This is a genomic window from Actinomadura citrea (genome assembly GCF_013409045.1).
In the GTDB taxonomy this organism is placed as follows: domain Bacteria; phylum Actinomycetota; class Actinomycetes; order Streptosporangiales; family Streptosporangiaceae; genus Spirillospora; species Spirillospora citrea.
Genome location: NZ_JACCBT010000001.1, coordinates 8,482,314 through 8,497,002, shown reverse-complemented (window position 1 = coordinate 8,497,002; position 14,689 = coordinate 8,482,314). Strand labels below are relative to the sequence as shown.

General features: G+C 71.4%; 14 protein-coding genes and 1 riboswitch. Of the genes, 11 read left to right on the top strand and 3 right to left on the bottom strand.

From position 1 onward, the window contains the following. Positions 1–82 precede the first annotated feature (82 nt). The 7 genes from BJ999_RS38920 to lysX all read left to right on the top strand — a co-directional run bounded on the left by BJ999_RS38920 (position 83) and on the right by lysX (position 7,464). Positions 83–1,156: a Rossmann-like and DUF2520 domain-containing protein gene (locus BJ999_RS38920; RefSeq protein ID WP_229810656.1), complete on the top strand. Its 1,074-nt coding sequence runs from the start codon at positions 83–85 to the stop codon at positions 1,154–1,156. Positions 1,157–1,261: 105 nt separating this feature from the next. After that, complete coding sequence (panC, locus tag BJ999_RS38915; RefSeq protein WP_179837848.1) at positions 1,262–2,122, top strand: pantoate--beta-alanine ligase; 861 nt, start codon at positions 1,262–1,264, stop codon at positions 2,120–2,122. Continuing rightward, the gene (gene panD, locus BJ999_RS38910; protein WP_179837847.1) at positions 2,122–2,538 is read left to right on the top strand and encodes an aspartate 1-decarboxylase; all 417 of its coding nucleotides are present in this window, start codon (positions 2,122–2,124) and stop codon (positions 2,536–2,538) included. The genes panC and panD overlap by 1 nt, the downstream gene beginning before the upstream one ends. A 90-nt stretch (positions 2,539–2,628) precedes the next feature. Next, positions 2,629–4,260 (top strand): L-aspartate oxidase, encoded by a 1,632-nt coding sequence (locus BJ999_RS38905; protein WP_229810655.1) that lies wholly within the window; start codon positions 2,629–2,631, stop codon positions 4,258–4,260. Further along, a complete protein-coding gene (gene nadC / locus BJ999_RS38900; protein ID WP_179837845.1) occupies positions 4,257–5,114 on the top strand; it encodes a carboxylating nicotinate-nucleotide diphosphorylase in 858 nt (285 codons plus the stop codon). The genes BJ999_RS38905 and nadC overlap by 4 nt, the downstream gene beginning before the upstream one ends. 14 nt (positions 5,115–5,128) lie before the next feature. Then, entirely contained in the window at positions 5,129–5,911 is a 783-nt protein-coding gene (locus tag BJ999_RS38895; RefSeq protein WP_179837844.1) for a type III pantothenate kinase, read from the top strand. Between the two features lie 98 nt (positions 5,912–6,009). Then, positions 6,010–7,464, top strand: coding sequence for a bifunctional lysylphosphatidylglycerol synthetase/lysine--tRNA ligase LysX (gene lysX / locus BJ999_RS38890; RefSeq protein WP_218936416.1), 1,455 nt, complete (start codon positions 6,010–6,012; stop codon positions 7,462–7,464). Here lysX and BJ999_RS38885 read toward each other — a convergent pair. Further along, on the bottom strand, positions 7,451–8,677 hold the full coding sequence (locus BJ999_RS38885) for a cytochrome P450 (RefSeq protein WP_179837842.1): 1,227 nt from the start codon (positions 8,675–8,677) through the stop codon (positions 7,451–7,453). The two genes, lysX and BJ999_RS38885, sit on opposite strands and share 14 nt — an antisense overlap. 55 nt (positions 8,678–8,732) lie before the next feature. After that, positions 8,733–9,818: a LacI family DNA-binding transcriptional regulator gene (locus BJ999_RS38880; protein ID WP_229810668.1), complete on the bottom strand. Its 1,086-nt coding sequence runs from the start codon at positions 9,816–9,818 to the stop codon at positions 8,733–8,735. A 425-nt stretch (positions 9,819–10,243) separates the two neighbouring features. On the opposite strand from BJ999_RS38880, the gene BJ999_RS38875 reads away from it, so the two are divergent. Beyond that, positions 10,244–10,474, top strand: a complete 231-nt coding sequence (locus BJ999_RS38875; RefSeq protein ID WP_021591725.1) for a transcriptional regulator — start codon at positions 10,244–10,246, stop codon at positions 10,472–10,474. A gap of 581 nt (positions 10,475–11,055) precedes the next feature. Here BJ999_RS38875 and BJ999_RS38870 read toward each other — a convergent pair. Continuing rightward, a complete protein-coding gene (locus BJ999_RS38870) occupies positions 11,056–11,997 on the bottom strand; it encodes a C40 family peptidase (RefSeq protein ID WP_179837840.1) in 942 nt (313 codons plus the stop codon). Positions 11,998–12,054: 57 nt separating this feature from the next. Next, positions 12,055–12,261: riboswitch (cyclic di-AMP (ydaO/yuaA leader) on the bottom strand. 271 nt (positions 12,262–12,532) lie between these two features. On the opposite strand from BJ999_RS38870, the gene BJ999_RS38865 reads away from it, so the two are divergent. Genes BJ999_RS38865 through BJ999_RS42695 form a run of 3 tightly spaced genes read left to right on the top strand, consistent with a single transcriptional unit; the run spans position 12,533 to position 14,484 of the window. Next, entirely contained in the window at positions 12,533–13,054 is a 522-nt protein-coding gene (locus BJ999_RS38865) for an amino-acid N-acetyltransferase (RefSeq protein ID WP_373292875.1), read from the top strand. A 1-nt stretch (position 13,055) separates the two neighbouring features. Further along, on the top strand, positions 13,056–13,853 hold the full coding sequence (locus BJ999_RS38860) for an RDD family protein (RefSeq protein ID WP_179837839.1): 798 nt from the start codon (positions 13,056–13,058) through the stop codon (positions 13,851–13,853). A 7-nt stretch (positions 13,854–13,860) separates the two neighbouring features. Further along, complete coding sequence (locus BJ999_RS42695) at positions 13,861–14,484, top strand: RDD family protein (protein WP_229810654.1); 624 nt, start codon at positions 13,861–13,863, stop codon at positions 14,482–14,484. The last annotated feature ends 205 nt before the right edge of the window (positions 14,485–14,689 follow it).

Sequence of the window (14,689 nt, the reverse complement as noted above, 5' to 3'; positions counted from 1 at the left end):
CCCACCGGACCGCGCGGCGGGGTCCCGCGGGTACCCTGGGGCGCGCACGTCCGGTACCTACCTGAGGACTGGAACGAAACCGATGGACCCACAGGTCACGCCCCCTTCCGGCACGCCCGGAAACGGGCCGGGCTCCGATGGGGGGACGACCCCCCACACCCCCCGGAAGAACGAACCGGGCTCCGGTGGGGGGACGACCCCCCACACCCCCCGCAAGATCGAGCCGGGTTCCGGTGGGGGGACGACCCCCCACACCCCCCGCAAGAACGAGCCGGAGACCCCGGAGGACCGGCCCGCGCGGCTCGCGGTCGGCGTCGTCGGCGCCGGCCGCGTCGGCACGGCGCTCGGCGCCGCGCTGTCGCGCGCGGGCCACCGCGTCGTCGCCGCGACCGCCGTGTCGGAGCGGTCGCGGGCCCGCGTCGAGGAACGCCTCCCCGGGGCCGGCGTCGCCGCCCCCCAGGACGTGGTCGCCGCCGCCGACCTGGTGCTGCTGACCGTCCCGGACGACGAGCTGCCCGAGCTCGCCGCCGGGCTCGTCTCCGCGGGCGTCCCGGTCACGGGCAAGCTCGTCCTGCACACCAGCGGCCGCTACGGCACCGCCGTCCTGGACCCGCTCACCCGCGCCGGCGCGCTGCCGCTGGCCCTGCACCCCGTAATGACCTTCACGGGACGCCCGGACGACGTGAACCGGCTCACCGGCATCTCGTTCGGCGTCACCTCGCCCGAGCCGCTGCGCCCCGTCGCCGAGGCCCTCGTCCTGGAGATGGGCGGCGAACCCGTCTGGATCACCGAGGAGGCGCGCCCGCTCTACCACGCGGCGCTCGCCGGAGGCGCGAACCACCTGGTCACCCTGGTCGTGGAGGCCATGGACCTGCTGCGCGGCGTCGGCGTGGCCGAACCCGGCCGGATGCTCGGCCCGCTCCTCGGCGCCGCCCTCGACAACGGGCTGCGGCTCGGCATCGACGGGCTCACCGGGCCCGTCGCGCGCGGGGACGCCGGAACGGTGGCCGACCACGTCGCGGAGCTGGGCAAGGTGTCGGCGGAGAGCCGCCGCGCCTACATCGCGCTGGCCCGCCTCACCGCCGACCGCGCGCTCGGCGCCGGACTGCTCAAACCCGAGGACGCCGAACGGCTCCTCGAAGCGCTGGCCGACTGACAGCGCCGACCGACCGAACAGGAAGGGAACGGCATTGGCTTCTGGCGTTTCCGGCGAGCCCGGCCCCGGCCGGCGCCCGCCGTCGCGTGAGAGGACGGACGCGTCGTGACACCGATCGTCGCGCGCACGCGCGAGGAACTGGCGCAGGCCCGGTCCAAGGCCGGCGGCACGCTGGCGCTCGTCCCGACCATGGGCGCCCTGCACGAGGGGCACCTGTCGCTGATGCGGCAGGCCCGCCGCAGCGCGGACGCGGTCGCGGTCAGCGTCTTCGTCAACCCGCTCCAGTTCGGGCCGGGCGAGGACTTCGACCGCTACCCCCGCACCTTCGCCGCCGACCTGGAAGCCTGCGCCTCCGAGGGCGTGGACTTCGTGTTCGCTCCGGCGCGCGAGGTCATGTACCCGGACGAGCCGCAGGTCACGGTCAGGTCGGGGCCCATGGGCGAGGTCGCCGAGGGGGCCGCGCGACCCGGCCACTTCGACGGGATGCTCACCGTCGTGCTGAAGCTGCTCAACCTCGTCCGCCCCGACGTGGCGGTCTTCGGGGAGAAGGACGCCCAGCAGCTCGCGATGATCCGGCGGATGGTCGCCGACCTGAACGTCCCCGTGGAGGTGGTCGGCGCGCCGACCGTGCGCGAGCCGGACGGGCTGGCGCTGTCGAGCCGCAACCGCTACCTGTCCGGGCCCGAACGCCGGACCGCGCTCGCCCTGTCGCGCGCCCTGCGGGCCGGGGCCGGCGCCTCCGCCTCCGGCCCGGACGCCGTGCTGGCGGCCGCGCGCACCGTCCTTTCCGAGGCCGAGGCCGCCGACCCGCCCCTCGTCCTGGACTACCTGGTGCTCGTCGACCCGTCGACCTTCACCGAGATCACCGGACCGCCCACCGGCCGGGCCGTCCTCGCCGTCGCGGGCCGCGTCGGCGCCACCCACCTCATCGACAACGTTCCCCTCCAGTTCGGCAAGGAGCACTGATGTTCCGGACGATGTTCAAGTCGAAGATCCACCGCGCCACGGTGACCCAGGCGGACCTGCACTACGTCGGCTCGCTGACCATCGACCAGGACCTGATGGACGCCGCCGACCTGCTGCCCGGCGAGCAGGTCTCGATCGTGGACATCGACAACGGCGCCCGCCTGGAGACCTACCTGATCGCCGGCGAGCGCGGCTCCGGCGTCATCGGGATCAACGGCGCGGCCGCCCGCCTCGTGCAGCCCGGCGACCTGGTCATCATCATCAGCTACGCGCAGATGACCGACGCCGAGGCCCGCGAGTTCGTCCCCGCCGTCGTGCACGTCGACCGCTCCAACAAGATCATTTCGTTGGGCTCCGACCCCGCCGAGCCCGTGCCCGGCACCAGCACCACCCGGGGCGACCTGATCCCCGGCTGACCTGCGGCGGGGCCGGAAGGCCGGGGCCGGGTGCTCGGACGATCCGCGGTTAGGGTCATAATGACGAGAACCGACCCCGGAGGAGGGCTCGTGATCCCTTCCGTTCTGCACGCCCCCGCGCCTGGCTGGACCACCGACGCCGACGTCGTCGTCATCGGGTCCGGCATCGCCGGCCTGGTCGCCGCGCTGCGCTGCCGTCCCCACGGCCGGGTGCTGCTCGTCACCAAGGCCCTCCTGGACGCCGGGTCGACCCGGTGGGCGCAGGGCGGCATCGCGGCCGCGCTCGCGGCCGACGACACGCCCGAGGAGCACCTGGCCGACACCCTCACCGCGGGCGTCGGCATCTGCGACGAGGACGCCGTCCGGGCGCTCGTCACCGAGGGCCCCGACGCCGTCCGCGGCCTGATCGACCTCGGCGCCGCCTTCGACCGCTCCGGCGGCGACATCGCCCTCACCCGCGAGGGCGGCCACCACCGGCGCCGCATCGCGCACGCGGGCGGGGACGCCACCGGCGCCGAGATCAGCCGCGCCCTCCTCGCCGAGCTCAAGGAATCGGGCGTCGAGGTGATCGAGCACGCGCTGGTCCTCGACCTGCTGAAGGACGCCACGGGACGCGCCGCGGGCGTCACCCTGCACGTCATGGGCGAGGGGCAGCCGGGCGGCGTCGGCGCCGTCCGCGCCCGCGCCGTCGTGCTCGCCACCGGCGGGCTCGGCCAGGTGTTCTCCGCCACGACCAACCCCGAGGTGTCCACGGGCGACGGCGTCGCGCTCGCTCTGCGCGCCGGGGCCGAGGTCACCGACCTGGAGTTCGTCCAGTTCCATCCGACCGTGCTGTGGCTCGGCGAGGGCGCGACGGGGCAGCAGCCGCTGATCTCCGAGGCCGTCCGCGGCGAGGGCGCGCACCTGGTCGACCACGCCGGCGTGCGCTTCATGACCGGGCGCCACGAGCTCGCCGAGCTGGCCCCCCGCGACGTCGTCGCCAAGGGGATCATCAACCGGATGCGGGAGACCGGCGCGTCCCACATGCTGCTCGACGGCCGCCACTTCGGCGCGGCGATGTGGGAGACCCGGTTCCCGACCATTCTGGCCGCGTGCCGCCACCACGGCATCGACCCGGTGACCGAGCCCATCCCCGTCGTGCCCGCCGCCCACCATGCCAGCGGAGGCGTCCGCACGGACCTGCACGGCCGCACGTCCGTCCCCGGCCTGTACGCCTGCGGCGAGGTCGCCTGCACGGGCGTCCACGGCGCGAACCGCCTCGCCTCCAACTCCCTCCTGGAAGGCCTCGTGTTCGCCGCCAGAATCGCCGAGACCCTTCCCGGGGATCTCCCCGCCCCGCTCGCGCACACCGCCACCCCACCCGAACCCGAACGGGGTGGGCTGCTGGAGCCGGGGTTGCGGGAGGAGGTTCAGCGGATCATGACCTCCCATGTGGGGGTGTTGCGGCAGGCCGAGGGGCTGGAGGCCGCGGTGCGGGAACTGGAGGAACTCGGGCGCGGGCGCGCGGAGCCCGGGGTGGAGGCCTGGGAGGTCACCAACCTGTACACCGTCGCGTCGGCGATCGCGGCGGCTGCGCGGCTGCGGGAGGAGACGCGCGGGAGTCACTGGCGGGCGGACTTCCCCGAGCGCGCGGACGGGACGTGGCGCGGCCACCTCGTCACCCGCCTGGCGGGGAACGTCCTGACGACCACCTACGCACCTCTGGAAGGGAAGCGCTCATGACACCGGAACTCTCGCAGGGGCTGACCGCCGCCGGGCTGGATCCACAGGCTGTGGAAAACCTTGTCCGCACGGCGCTGGCCGAGGACGGCGAGGTCGACGTCACCAGCACCCCGATCTTCGCGCCGCAGGACACCGCGAGCGGGGAGCTGAAGGCGCGCGAGGAGGGTGTCGTCGCGGGCGTTCCGGTGGCGTGCCTCGTCTTCGAGCTGCTGGACGTCGCCTACGAGGCGAAGGTCGAGGACGGCGACCGGGTCGCGCCCGGGCAGGTCCTCGTCGCGGTCGGCGGCTCTACCAGGGCGATCCTGAGGGCGGAGAGGACGGCACTGAACCTCCTCACGCACCTGTCCGGAATCGCGACCGCCACGCGCCGGTGGATGGACGCCATGGAGGGCACCAAGGCGAAGGTCCGCGACACCCGCAAGACCCTTCCCGGCCTGCGGGCCCTGCAGAAGTACGCCGTGCACCGCGGAGGCGGCGTCAACCACCGGATGGGCCTGCACGACGCCGCGCTCATCAAGGACAACCACATCGCGGCGGCCGGCGGGGTCACCAAGGCGTACGAGGCGATCCGCGCCGTGTACCCGTCCCTGCACGTCCAGGTGGAATGCGACACCCTCGCGCAGGTCGAAGAGGCCCTGGCGGTGGGCGCCACGAGCATCCTGCTCGATAACATGACCGACGCCGAAATGACCGGGGCCGTGCGGCTCGTGGCAGGGCGGGCGGAGCTCGAGGCCAGCGGTGGCCTTACCCTGGAGCGGGCCCGAGACGTCGCCGTGACCGGGGTGGACTACCTTGCGGTCGGCGCGCTGACGCACTCGGCGCACGTGTTCGACATCGGCCTTGACTTCACCTGAACAGCGGGGACCTGATGCTGCTGACCATCGACGTCGGTAACACCCAGACCGTTCTCGGTCTCTTCGAGGGCGACGAGGTGATCGAGCACTGGAGGATCAACACCGATCCGCGGCGCACCGCCGACGAGATCGCGGTGGTCCTGCAGGGACTCGTCCAGCAGAGCCCGCTGCTGGCCGAGACCGACATCAGCGGCATCGCGCTGTGCTCCACGGTCCCCTCCGTCCTGCACGAGATGCGGGAGATGTGCCGCCGCTACTACGGCGACGTGACCGCGGTGATCGTGGAGCCCGGCGTCAAGACCGGCGTCCCCGTCCGGATGGACAACCCGAAGGAGGTCGGCGCCGACCGCATCGTGAACGCGCTCGCCGCCGTCCACACCCACGGCGGGCCCGCGATCGTGGTCGACTTCGGCACCGCCACCACCTTCGACGCCGTCTCCGCCAAGGGCGAGTACGTGGGCGGCGCGATCGCCCCCGGCATCGAGATCTCGATCGACGCGCTGTCGTCCCGCGGCGCGCAGCTCCACAAGATCGAGCTGGTCCGGCCGCGCAACGTGATCGCCAAGAACACGGTCGAGGCGCTGCAGTCCGGGATCATCTTCGGCTTCGCCGGCCAGGTGGACGGCATCGTCGAGCGCATGTCGGAGGAGCTCGCCGAGGACCCGCAGGAGGTCACGGTCATCGCCACCGGCGGCCTCGCCCCCCTCGTCCTGGAGGAGTCCCGCTGCATCGACGAGTTCGAGCCGTGGCTCACCCTCATCGGTCTCCGGCTCATCTACGAGCGCAACACGCCGTGACGGGCCGGTGATCGCGCCGAAGTCGTTCGCCCCGCACCGGACGGGCTGGATAGCCTTGCGATGTGAGTGACGAGACCTTCGACGAGCTCCCGGAGCAGATGCGCGTGCGCCGGGAGAAGCTCGACCGGCTCCGCGAGAGCGGGATCGACCCCTACCCGGTGACCTTCCCGCGTACGGCGACGACCGCCGAGATCCGCGCGAAACACACCGGCCTGGAGCCGGGCACCGAGACGGGCGAGAAGGCCGGCGTCACCGGTCGCGTCATGCTGGTCCGCAACACCGGCAAGCTGTGCTTCGCCACCATCCGGGACGCCGGCGGCGACATCCAGGTCATGCTGTCGCTGGCCAAGGTCGGGCAGGAGCAGCTCGACTTCTGGAAGCGGGAGGTCGACCTCGGCGACCACGTCGGCGTCGAGGGCGAGATCATCACCTCCCGCCGCGGCGAACTGTCGATCATGGCGGACCGGTTCGCGATCACGTCCAAGTGCCTGCGGCCGCTGCCGGAGAAGCACGCCGGCCTGACCGACCCGGAGGCGCGGGTCCGGCAGCGCTACGTCGACCTGATCGTCAACGACGAGGCGCGGCGGATGGCGCGGCTGCGCAGCGCGACCGTCCGCGCGGTCCGCGACTTCTGGCACGAGGAGGGCTACCTCGAGGTCGAGACGCCCATGCTCCAGCCGGTCCACGGCGGAGCCGCGGCGCGCCCGTTCCGGACGCACATCAACGCCTACGACATGGACCTCTACCTGCGCATCGCGATCGAGCTGTACCTCAAGCGGCTCGTCGTCGGCGGCATCGAGAAGGTCTTCGAGATCAACCGCAACTTCCGCAACGAGGGCGCGGACTCCACGCACAACCCCGAGTTCACGATGATCGAGGCCTACGGGACCTACCTCGACTACAACGACATGGCCGACCTGACCCAGCGGATGTACAAGAAGGCGGTCGTCGCCGCCCTCGACACCACCGTGGTCGTCCATGACGGCGTCGAGATCGACCTCGGCCTCGCGGAATGGCCGCGGATCACCCTGTACGGGGCGGTGTCGGAGGCGCTCGGCGAGGAGATCACGCCGCACACGCCGATCGAGTCGGTGCGCAAGCTCGCGGACGCCCGTGACATCTCGTGGGACCCCAAGTGGGGGCAGGGCAAGCTCGTCCAGGAACTCTTCGAGGAGCTGGTCGAGCACACCCTCGTCCAGCCCACGTTCGTCATGGACTACCCGGTCGAGACGTCCCCGCTGACCCGCCAGCACCGCGAGGAGCCGCTGCTCACCGAGAAGTGGGATCTCATCGGGTTCGGCACGGAGCTCGGCACCGCCTACTCCGAGCTGGTCGACCCGATCGAGCAGCGCCGCCGCCTCACCGAGCAGTCGCTGCTCGCCGCGGGCGGCGACCCCGAGGCCATGCAGCTGGACGAGGACTTCCTGCGCGCCCTGGAGTACGCGATGCCCCCCACGGGGGGGATGGGCGCCGGCATCGACCGCATGATCATGGCGTTCACCGGCAAGGGGATCCGCGACACGATCCTGTTCCCGCTGGTCAAGCCCGAATGACGACCGGAAGCTCGCGCAGCCCGCGCAGCACGAGGTTGTCGCGGTAGACGACGTCGTCGGCCGCGAGGGTCACGTCGCGCTCGAACAGTTTGCCGAGCGCGACGCGGCCCTCAAGCCGGGCCAGCGGCGCGCCGAGGCAGAAGTGGACGCCGTGCCCGAACGCCAGGTGCTTCGGCGTGTCGCGTCCCTCGGCGTAGCGGAGCAGGTCCAGCCGGTCGGGCTCGTCGAAGACCGCCGGGTCGCGGTTGGCGGCGCCCGTCAGCAGGAGGACGAGCTTCCCGCGCTCGATGAGCGTGCCGTCCAGGTCGACGTCCTCCAGCGCCGACCGCAGGGTCAGCTGCACCGGCGGGTCGAAGCGCAGCAGCTCCTCCACCGCCGCCTGGGCGTTCTCCGGCCGCTCCCGGAACAGCCGCGACTGCGCGGGATCGCGGAGCAGCGCCAGCGCGCCGTTCCCGATGAGGTTCACGGTCGTCTCGTGGCCCGCCACGAGCAGCAGGATGCACGTCGCCAGCAGTTCCTGCTCCGACAGGGCGTCTCCGCCGTCGGAGACGCCCACAAGGGCGCTCAGCAGGTCCTCGCGCGGCTCGGCCCGGCGCTCGGCGGCCAGCTCCCGGAAGTACTCCCCGAACTCCTCGCGCGCCGCGTCCCGCTGGGCGATCTCGGCCTCCGGCAGCAGGAAGTCGGGGTCCAGCCCGCGCGCGAGGCTGTCCGACCAGCCCTTGAACAGGTCGCGGTCCTCGGCGGGGACACCGAGCATCTCGCTGATCACGATGACGGGCAGCGGGTAGGCCAGCGTCGCGATCAGGTCGACCTCGCCGGAGACGGGCTCCAGCAGCGCGTCGACGACCTCCTCGACCCGGGGCCGCAGCCGCTCCACGAGGCGGGGTGTGAACGCCTTGCTGACGAGCCGGCGCAGCCGCGTGTGGTCGGGCGGGTCCATGGTCAGGAACGACCGGTGCCGCGCCTGCACCTCGCGCCACACGCCGCCGCCCGACGGACGGTGCCCGAACCGCGGGTCGCGCAGGACCCGCTCGCACAGCTCGTAGGACGCGGTGACGCGCAGGCCGACGTCCGTCCGATGCAGGCTCTGCCCGCCGGCTCCGAGCGTCCGGTAGTGGGCGTACGGGTCGGCGCGGAACGCCGGGTCGCCCGGATCGAAGCCGAGTACCGCGGCCGCCCCGGCCTGCACCGTCCGGCCCGTCGTGTCCTCCATGCCTTCAGCGGACCCGAATCCGAGACGAGATGTCAACAGCGCCGGCCGCGGGACGCTAGGCGCTTTCCCGAATCACCAGGTCGGGCCGCTGGACGACCTGGCGGTGCTGGTGGGACTTGCCCTCGCCGATCTCGGCCATCGCCAGCTCGGCGGCCTCCCAGCCGAGCGCGCGGCGCGGCTGGCGGACGGTGGTGAGCGGCACGGCGGCGCTCGCCGCGAGCTCGATGTCGTCGTAGCCGATCACGGCGATGTCCTCGGGGACGCGGACGCCGAGCCGGGTCAGCTCGTTGATCAGGCCGATCGCGAGCAGGTCGTTGGCGCAGAACACGCCGTCGGGAACCGGTGACATGGCCATGATCTGGTGTGCCGCGGCCCGTCCCTCCGTGGGGCTCAGGGCGTCCTTGACCAGGACCGGGGGCTTGCCGAGGCCCGCCTCGACGATCGTGCGGGCGGCCCCGTCGCGGCGTTCCACGCACGGCTGCGGCTCGGGGGTCCCGGTCACGAACGCGATGCGGTTCCGTCCGATGCCGAGCAGGTACGCGGCGGCGGCCTCGCCGCCCGCCACATGGTCGACCCGGGCGGAGCACACGTCGGAGGCGTCCCGGTCGATCAGCACCACGCTCATGCCCGCGGCGCGCAGCCGGGAGATGTCGCGGGGGCCGATCCCGACCGGGATGACCAGGACCCCGGCGGCGTGCTGGTCGGCGAGCAGTTCCAGCAGGCGGATCTCCTTGTCGGCGGAGTGGTCGCTGGACAGCCAGAGGACGTCGTGGCCCGCCGCGTTGAGCGCGGCCTCGGCGCCCCGAGCGACATCGGTCGCGTACGGGTTGGCGAGGTCCTCGACGAGGACGCCGAACGCCCGGCGCGGCTGGTCGCCGAACTCGCCCGCGGTCCGTTCGGGGCCCGTGCGGAGCCGGCGCGCGGACTCGTTGCGGACGAATCCGAGCTCCTCGATCGCCGCGCGGACGCGGTCACGGGTAGCTTCGGCCACGAGGTCTGGCCGGTTTAGGACATTCGAAACGGTCCCAACTGAGACTCCAGCACGCCTCGCGACCTCACGAATACTGGTCTGTGGCAACTCGCTCCTCGTCCCGCTCCATGGGCGTTTTCCCAGGTAGTGGAGTTTGGCATGGCGGGGCACCGAATGCACGGTCACACATGGTGAGCGAACGGGCACGCAGCGCTCTTGACCGGCGCTTGACGGGCCGGATCCGGCCGCCTAGCGTTCCGAGCCGAAGCGTAGCTTGAAACGATTCACGATCTTCGTTCACTGCGAGGACCGGTGGTTTCGGCGAGGAGGGGCGGGCGGATGGCTGGCGATCACATCCCGTCTCCCTCGGCAGGCCAACGAGTGAATCGTCACCCGGAGTTCCCCCGTACACCCCCGCAATCGGCCATGCGGCCACCTCCGGCCAAGCGCGTGAGACAGAAAAGGAATCCGATGATCTAAGTCCGGAAGGGTCCGGACCCGGCAACCCAACGCGCGTACAGATCGAGGTCCAACCCGTGCCTGTGCAGCGGACGGCTGCATCCCCGCGGTCATCACCACGGACGAGGGAGGACGGAGTGGAAACAGCCACACTCGCACGTCGTGGCACCGACGATTTCGGGCTGAGCGAGGAAGAGATCCGGTTGCTCGCCCAGATCGCCAGCGGTGTCACCGCCGATGTGGCGGCACGCAAGCTGGAACTGAGCGCTCGGACCTTGCGGCGCCGGCTGCGGACGATCTGCGACCGGCTGGAGGTCAACACCCCTATCGAGGCCGTGGTGTGGGCGGCCCGGAGGCAGCTCATCTAGCGATGCACCCCCCGACGCTCGCCAGGGGACGGCGAGCGTCATCCGGAGAAACGGCGGCTCATCCGAATTCCGTCCGACCCCGCAGCGGCGGCGCCCGCGCCCTGGCAGGTAGGTCCCTGCAGAAGGCGTCGCCGCGGACGGCGTTCGGGCCTGACAGGCCCACCCTGCCCGCCTCGATCTCCGGCGAGCCCGGCCCCGCGACGGCTCTGGCCGGCGCGCCCCGGCCCGATCAGTTCAGCATGGTGAACGGCACCGCGAACCCGGTCGGCGTGACGGGTCGGCTCCGACAGCACTGACCGACCTCGCGACGGGCCTGATCGACGCACCTCGGCCGACCAGGGCGGCGCGGTCGGCCCCACGATGGTCGATCGGCTTCACAGAGTCGACGGGTGCGGTGGCGGGGTTCTAGGGCCTTTCTCGAAGTCGCCTCGGGCACGCGCGCGAACGCGTGACCTGCCCGGTGCAGCGAAGCCGGAGGCGAGCGAAACCGGGCTGATCGCGAAGCGATGCCGCGTTCGCCCAGGCCCGGTCACGTAGCGAGCCGCCAGGCGAGCGAAGTGGGCCGGGACTTTGGAACACAGCTAGGCGACCCGGACGCCGCCCGCGAAGGGGCGTCCGTTCATGGAGGCGATCTTCACGACGTCCCCGGTGTGCGGGGCGTGCAGCATCTTGTCGCCGCCGACGTAGATCCCCATGTGGTGCAGGTCGGAGTAGAAGAAGACGAGGTCGCCCGGCTGAAGATCGCCGCGCGACACGTGCGTCCCGGCGTTCCACTGGCTGCCGGTGTAGTGCGGCAGGTTGATGCCGACCTGCTTGTAGGCCCACATCGTGAGGCCGGAGCAGTCGAAGGTGGTCGGGCCGGCGGCGCCCCACACGTACGGGCGGCCGATCTTGCCCATCGCGTACCGGAGCGCCTGCGCGGCCTTGCCGGTGCCGATGACGGGGAGCTTGGCGAGCTGGGTGGGGTCCTTGTCGACGAGCTTGCCGCGGATCTTCTCGTAGGCGTCGGTGATCTTCGTGCGCTGCGAGTCGAGCTGCGTCTTCAGGGCCTTCACCTGCTTGGCGCGGGCCTCGGCAGACTTGCGGGCACGCTGAGCGGACTGCATGGCCTGCATCAGCCCGAGCACCTGGGTGCTGTCCTGCTTGGCGAAGTAGTGGAGGGTCGCGGCCTGGTCGAGGATGGACTGCGGGTCCTGGGAGGCGACGAACGAGACCGCGGGGTCGGAGCCGCCCTGCATGTAGCTCGTCGCCGCGAGAGATCCGACCTTCTGGCGGAGCGCCTCCAGCGTCTTCTCCTGGCGCTTGGCGTTCTCCGTGGCGACCTTGGCGGCGCGCTGCGACTGCGCGAGCCTGACCTTCAGCCCGTTGTACTGCTCGGTGAGCTGTTCCAGCTGGTCGGCGAGCTTGAGCGCCTTCGTCCTCAGCTCCTTGGCGGAGGGCTCGGGGTCGGCGTGCGCGACGGCGATCGCATGCGGGGCGATCGCGTGCGGAGCGGCCGAAACGACGGCGAGCGCGCCGACCATGATGGCCGCGCGCCCACGGAAGTGTGAAAGGGAAGCATGCCGCGATCGCTTCACGAATACTCCTCTCCTCAGCCGCCTACCGGGTTAGCTGACGGGTTGGGGCCGGAGCGGCCCGTCCGCGTCCGTGGGCGAACCGATCGCCCGCGACTGCGGATTCACCCCTCACGGTGGTCGCTCAGGGCGATTCCCCGAAACGCTCCGAAAGTGGGTCCCCGGCTCCCCGGGCAGCTGGTTGCGACCCGTGGGACTCGGCGGTGCGGCCTCCGTCCTACGGTGGGCCGACGTCAGCGATGGACACTAACGGACCCCGCATTGGATGCCAACCAGAACATGCGAATTCGCAGGTCGCGCTGCGCGGTGAACGAGGGAATCGCCGGATGGGTCGCGTTCCGTGCGCTGTGTTCTGCCTCACTTTTCGACCCCCCCTCGGCAGTGCCTAGTCTCTTTTATCTAGTCACTTGCGCGCGGTGCTCGGCACGGTTGGACGGAGGGCGTCGCCCGGCGAGCACGCGGCGTTCGATAATCTCGCCTGCTTGTGGAAGTCGTGATCCGGCGTGCACGTACCGCCGACGTCCAGGAGATCCGCAGGCTCGTCGACCTGTACGCCGGGTCGGGGCGTCGCCTGCTGAAGAAGACGACGGTCAAGCTGTACGAGGACGTCCAGGAGTTCTGGGTCGCCGAGGACGTCCAGCACGGGACGCCGGGGCCGCTCGTCGGCTGCGGCGCCCTCCACGTCATGTGGGAGGACCTCGCGGAAGTCCGTTCGGTCGCCGTGGACAAAGGATGCGGGGGACGGGGAATCGGGCACCGGATCGTGACCCGCCTCCTGGAGAACGCGCGTGAACTCGGCGTGCGAAGGGTGTTCTGCCTTACCTTCGAGGTGGAGTTCTTCGCCCGCCACGGCTTCCAGCAGATCCTGGGGACTCCGGTGGCGCCAGAGGTGTACGAAGAACTTCTCCGCTCCTACGACGAAGGCGTGGCAGAGTTCTTGAACCTCGACCGGGTCAAGCCGAATACGTTGGGCAACACCCGGATGTTGCTTCGCCTGGAGGACTGAGATGAGCGATTCCCCCCACGGCGGGCGGCCTTACCAGCCCCGGCAGGGGCAGGGTTCCTACGGCCCGCCGCCTCCGTACCAAGGTTCTCAGTGGCAGCAACCACAGCAGCGGTCGTCCCAGCAGCAGTGGGAGCAGCAGTCCCAGCAGCAATGGCAGCCGCAACAGGAGCAGTGGAACCAGCAGCCCGCCTACGACGACTACGGCTCCTACGACGACGGCGGTGAGCCGGTGCTGGCGCCGATCCACCGTAGGGCGGGAGCGCGAATCATCGACAACGCGCTCGTCGCGGTCTTCGGGTTCGCGCTCGTCCTCCCGGTGACGATCGGCGCATTCGGTCTGGGCAAGCCCGGCAGCAAGACGGAAGACGAGGGGGGTGTGTGGAACTGGCCCATCATCTTCACCCTCTTCTGCGTCCTGTCCGTGCTGCCGTTCATCTACGAGGCCGTGCAGTTGTCCATGTGGGGACGGACGCTGGGGAAGCGCGTCCTGGGCCTGGGCGTTGTTCAGGCGCGGCCCGCGGGCACCCCCATCACCACGACGCAGGCCGTCTGGCGGGCCGGGATCACCCACGTCGGTTACCAGCTCGGCGTTTTCTTCTTCCTCGTCCTGGCGGTGATGGTGTGGGACTACGCCGCGTACGGGATGGTGCTGGTCTGGGCGGGCGCGCTGATGGCCTACCTGTGGGCGATCTGGGACCAGCCCCTGCATCAGTCGCTGCACGATCGCTTCGCCGGCACACTCGTCATCGACGAGCGGGTCGGATATGACGATTCCGAGTACTCCGAGTACGCGGGCTAAGGGCACGATGGCGGCACCGCTCGCCGAGCCGGGGCAGAGGCTCCTGGCGCGCGTCGTGGACACGCTCGTCGTCGGCGTCCCCGTCGTTCTGGTCGTCCGCGAACTGGTGTCCGGGCACACGGCGGACGTCATGGCTCCGTCCGCCGTGGCCGGATGCATGCTGCTGTACGAAGCGATCCAGCTCGCCCTCTGGGGCCGGACGCTGGGCAAGCGCGTCGCGGGCATCGAGGTGGTCGCGGCGACGGCTCAGGAGGCGCCTGAAGCGGCGCCACGGGGGGCTGGGGGAGCGGACGAGAACGCCGGGCTCGGCGACGTGTCGGCCCTCCCCGTGTCCGTGCCCGGATTCGTGCCCGTGGCCGCTCCTGAGCCCGAGGAGACCGCGGCTCCGCCGGGGGCGGAGGCCGTAGGCGCGTCCACGCGTCCGGACGTTCTGCGCTGCGTTCTGCGGGCCGCCGTCTATTCGGTGCCGATCGGGCTGCGTCCGATTCCCGTTCTGGGTCTGCTCGCGAGCATCTTCTGGGTCGCGAACGCGGGGGCCGTGTTCGAGGGCGTTCGACGCCAGGCTGTTCATGACAGGCTCGCGGGGACGCTCGTGGTAAAACGCCCGCGGCCCGAATCCTCGGCCTTCTGAGGCCCTCTCCGCCGCACCGGGAGGTGCTCGCGGGGGCCCGATAACACCCGTCCGATACCGCGCACTCGCGTGCGCGGCCGGGCGTGCGGCCTGGTCCCCTCGCCTGCGCCATACATGTTTTCGTCGAGATGGGCGCTGTTTCCGGACGTCCGAGGCGCCGGCGGCATATGCCCGCTCGTTCCGGTTACGGTCCTGAAACCCGTGG

Bases quoted from the DNA above. Each gene is read 5' to 3' on its own strand.
- nadC (WP_179837845.1), top strand. From the start codon at position 4,257: ATGACACCGGAACTCTCGCAGGGGCTGACCGCCGCCGGGCTGGATCCA.
- BJ999_RS42695 (WP_229810654.1), top strand. From the start codon at position 13,861: ATGGCGGCACCGCTCGCCGAGCCGGGGCAGAGGCTCCTGGCGCGCGTC.
- panD (WP_179837847.1), top strand. From the start codon at position 2,122: ATGTTCCGGACGATGTTCAAGTCGAAGATCCACCGCGCCACGGTGACC.
- BJ999_RS38895 (WP_179837844.1), top strand. From the start codon at position 5,129: ATGCTGCTGACCATCGACGTCGGTAACACCCAGACCGTTCTCGGTCTC.
- BJ999_RS38920 (WP_229810656.1), top strand. From the start codon at position 83: ATGGACCCACAGGTCACGCCCCCTTCCGGCACGCCCGGAAACGGGCCG.
- BJ999_RS38885 (WP_179837842.1), bottom strand. From the start codon at position 8,677: ATGGAGGACACGACGGGCCGGACGGTGCAGGCCGGGGCGGCCGCGGTA.
- BJ999_RS38860 (WP_179837839.1), top strand. From the start codon at position 13,056: ATGAGCGATTCCCCCCACGGCGGGCGGCCTTACCAGCCCCGGCAGGGG.
- lysX (WP_218936416.1), top strand. From the start codon at position 6,010: ATGCGCGTGCGCCGGGAGAAGCTCGACCGGCTCCGCGAGAGCGGGATC.
- BJ999_RS38870 (WP_179837840.1), bottom strand. From the start codon at position 11,997: ATGGTCGGCGCGCTCGCCGTCGTTTCGGCCGCTCCGCACGCGATCGCC.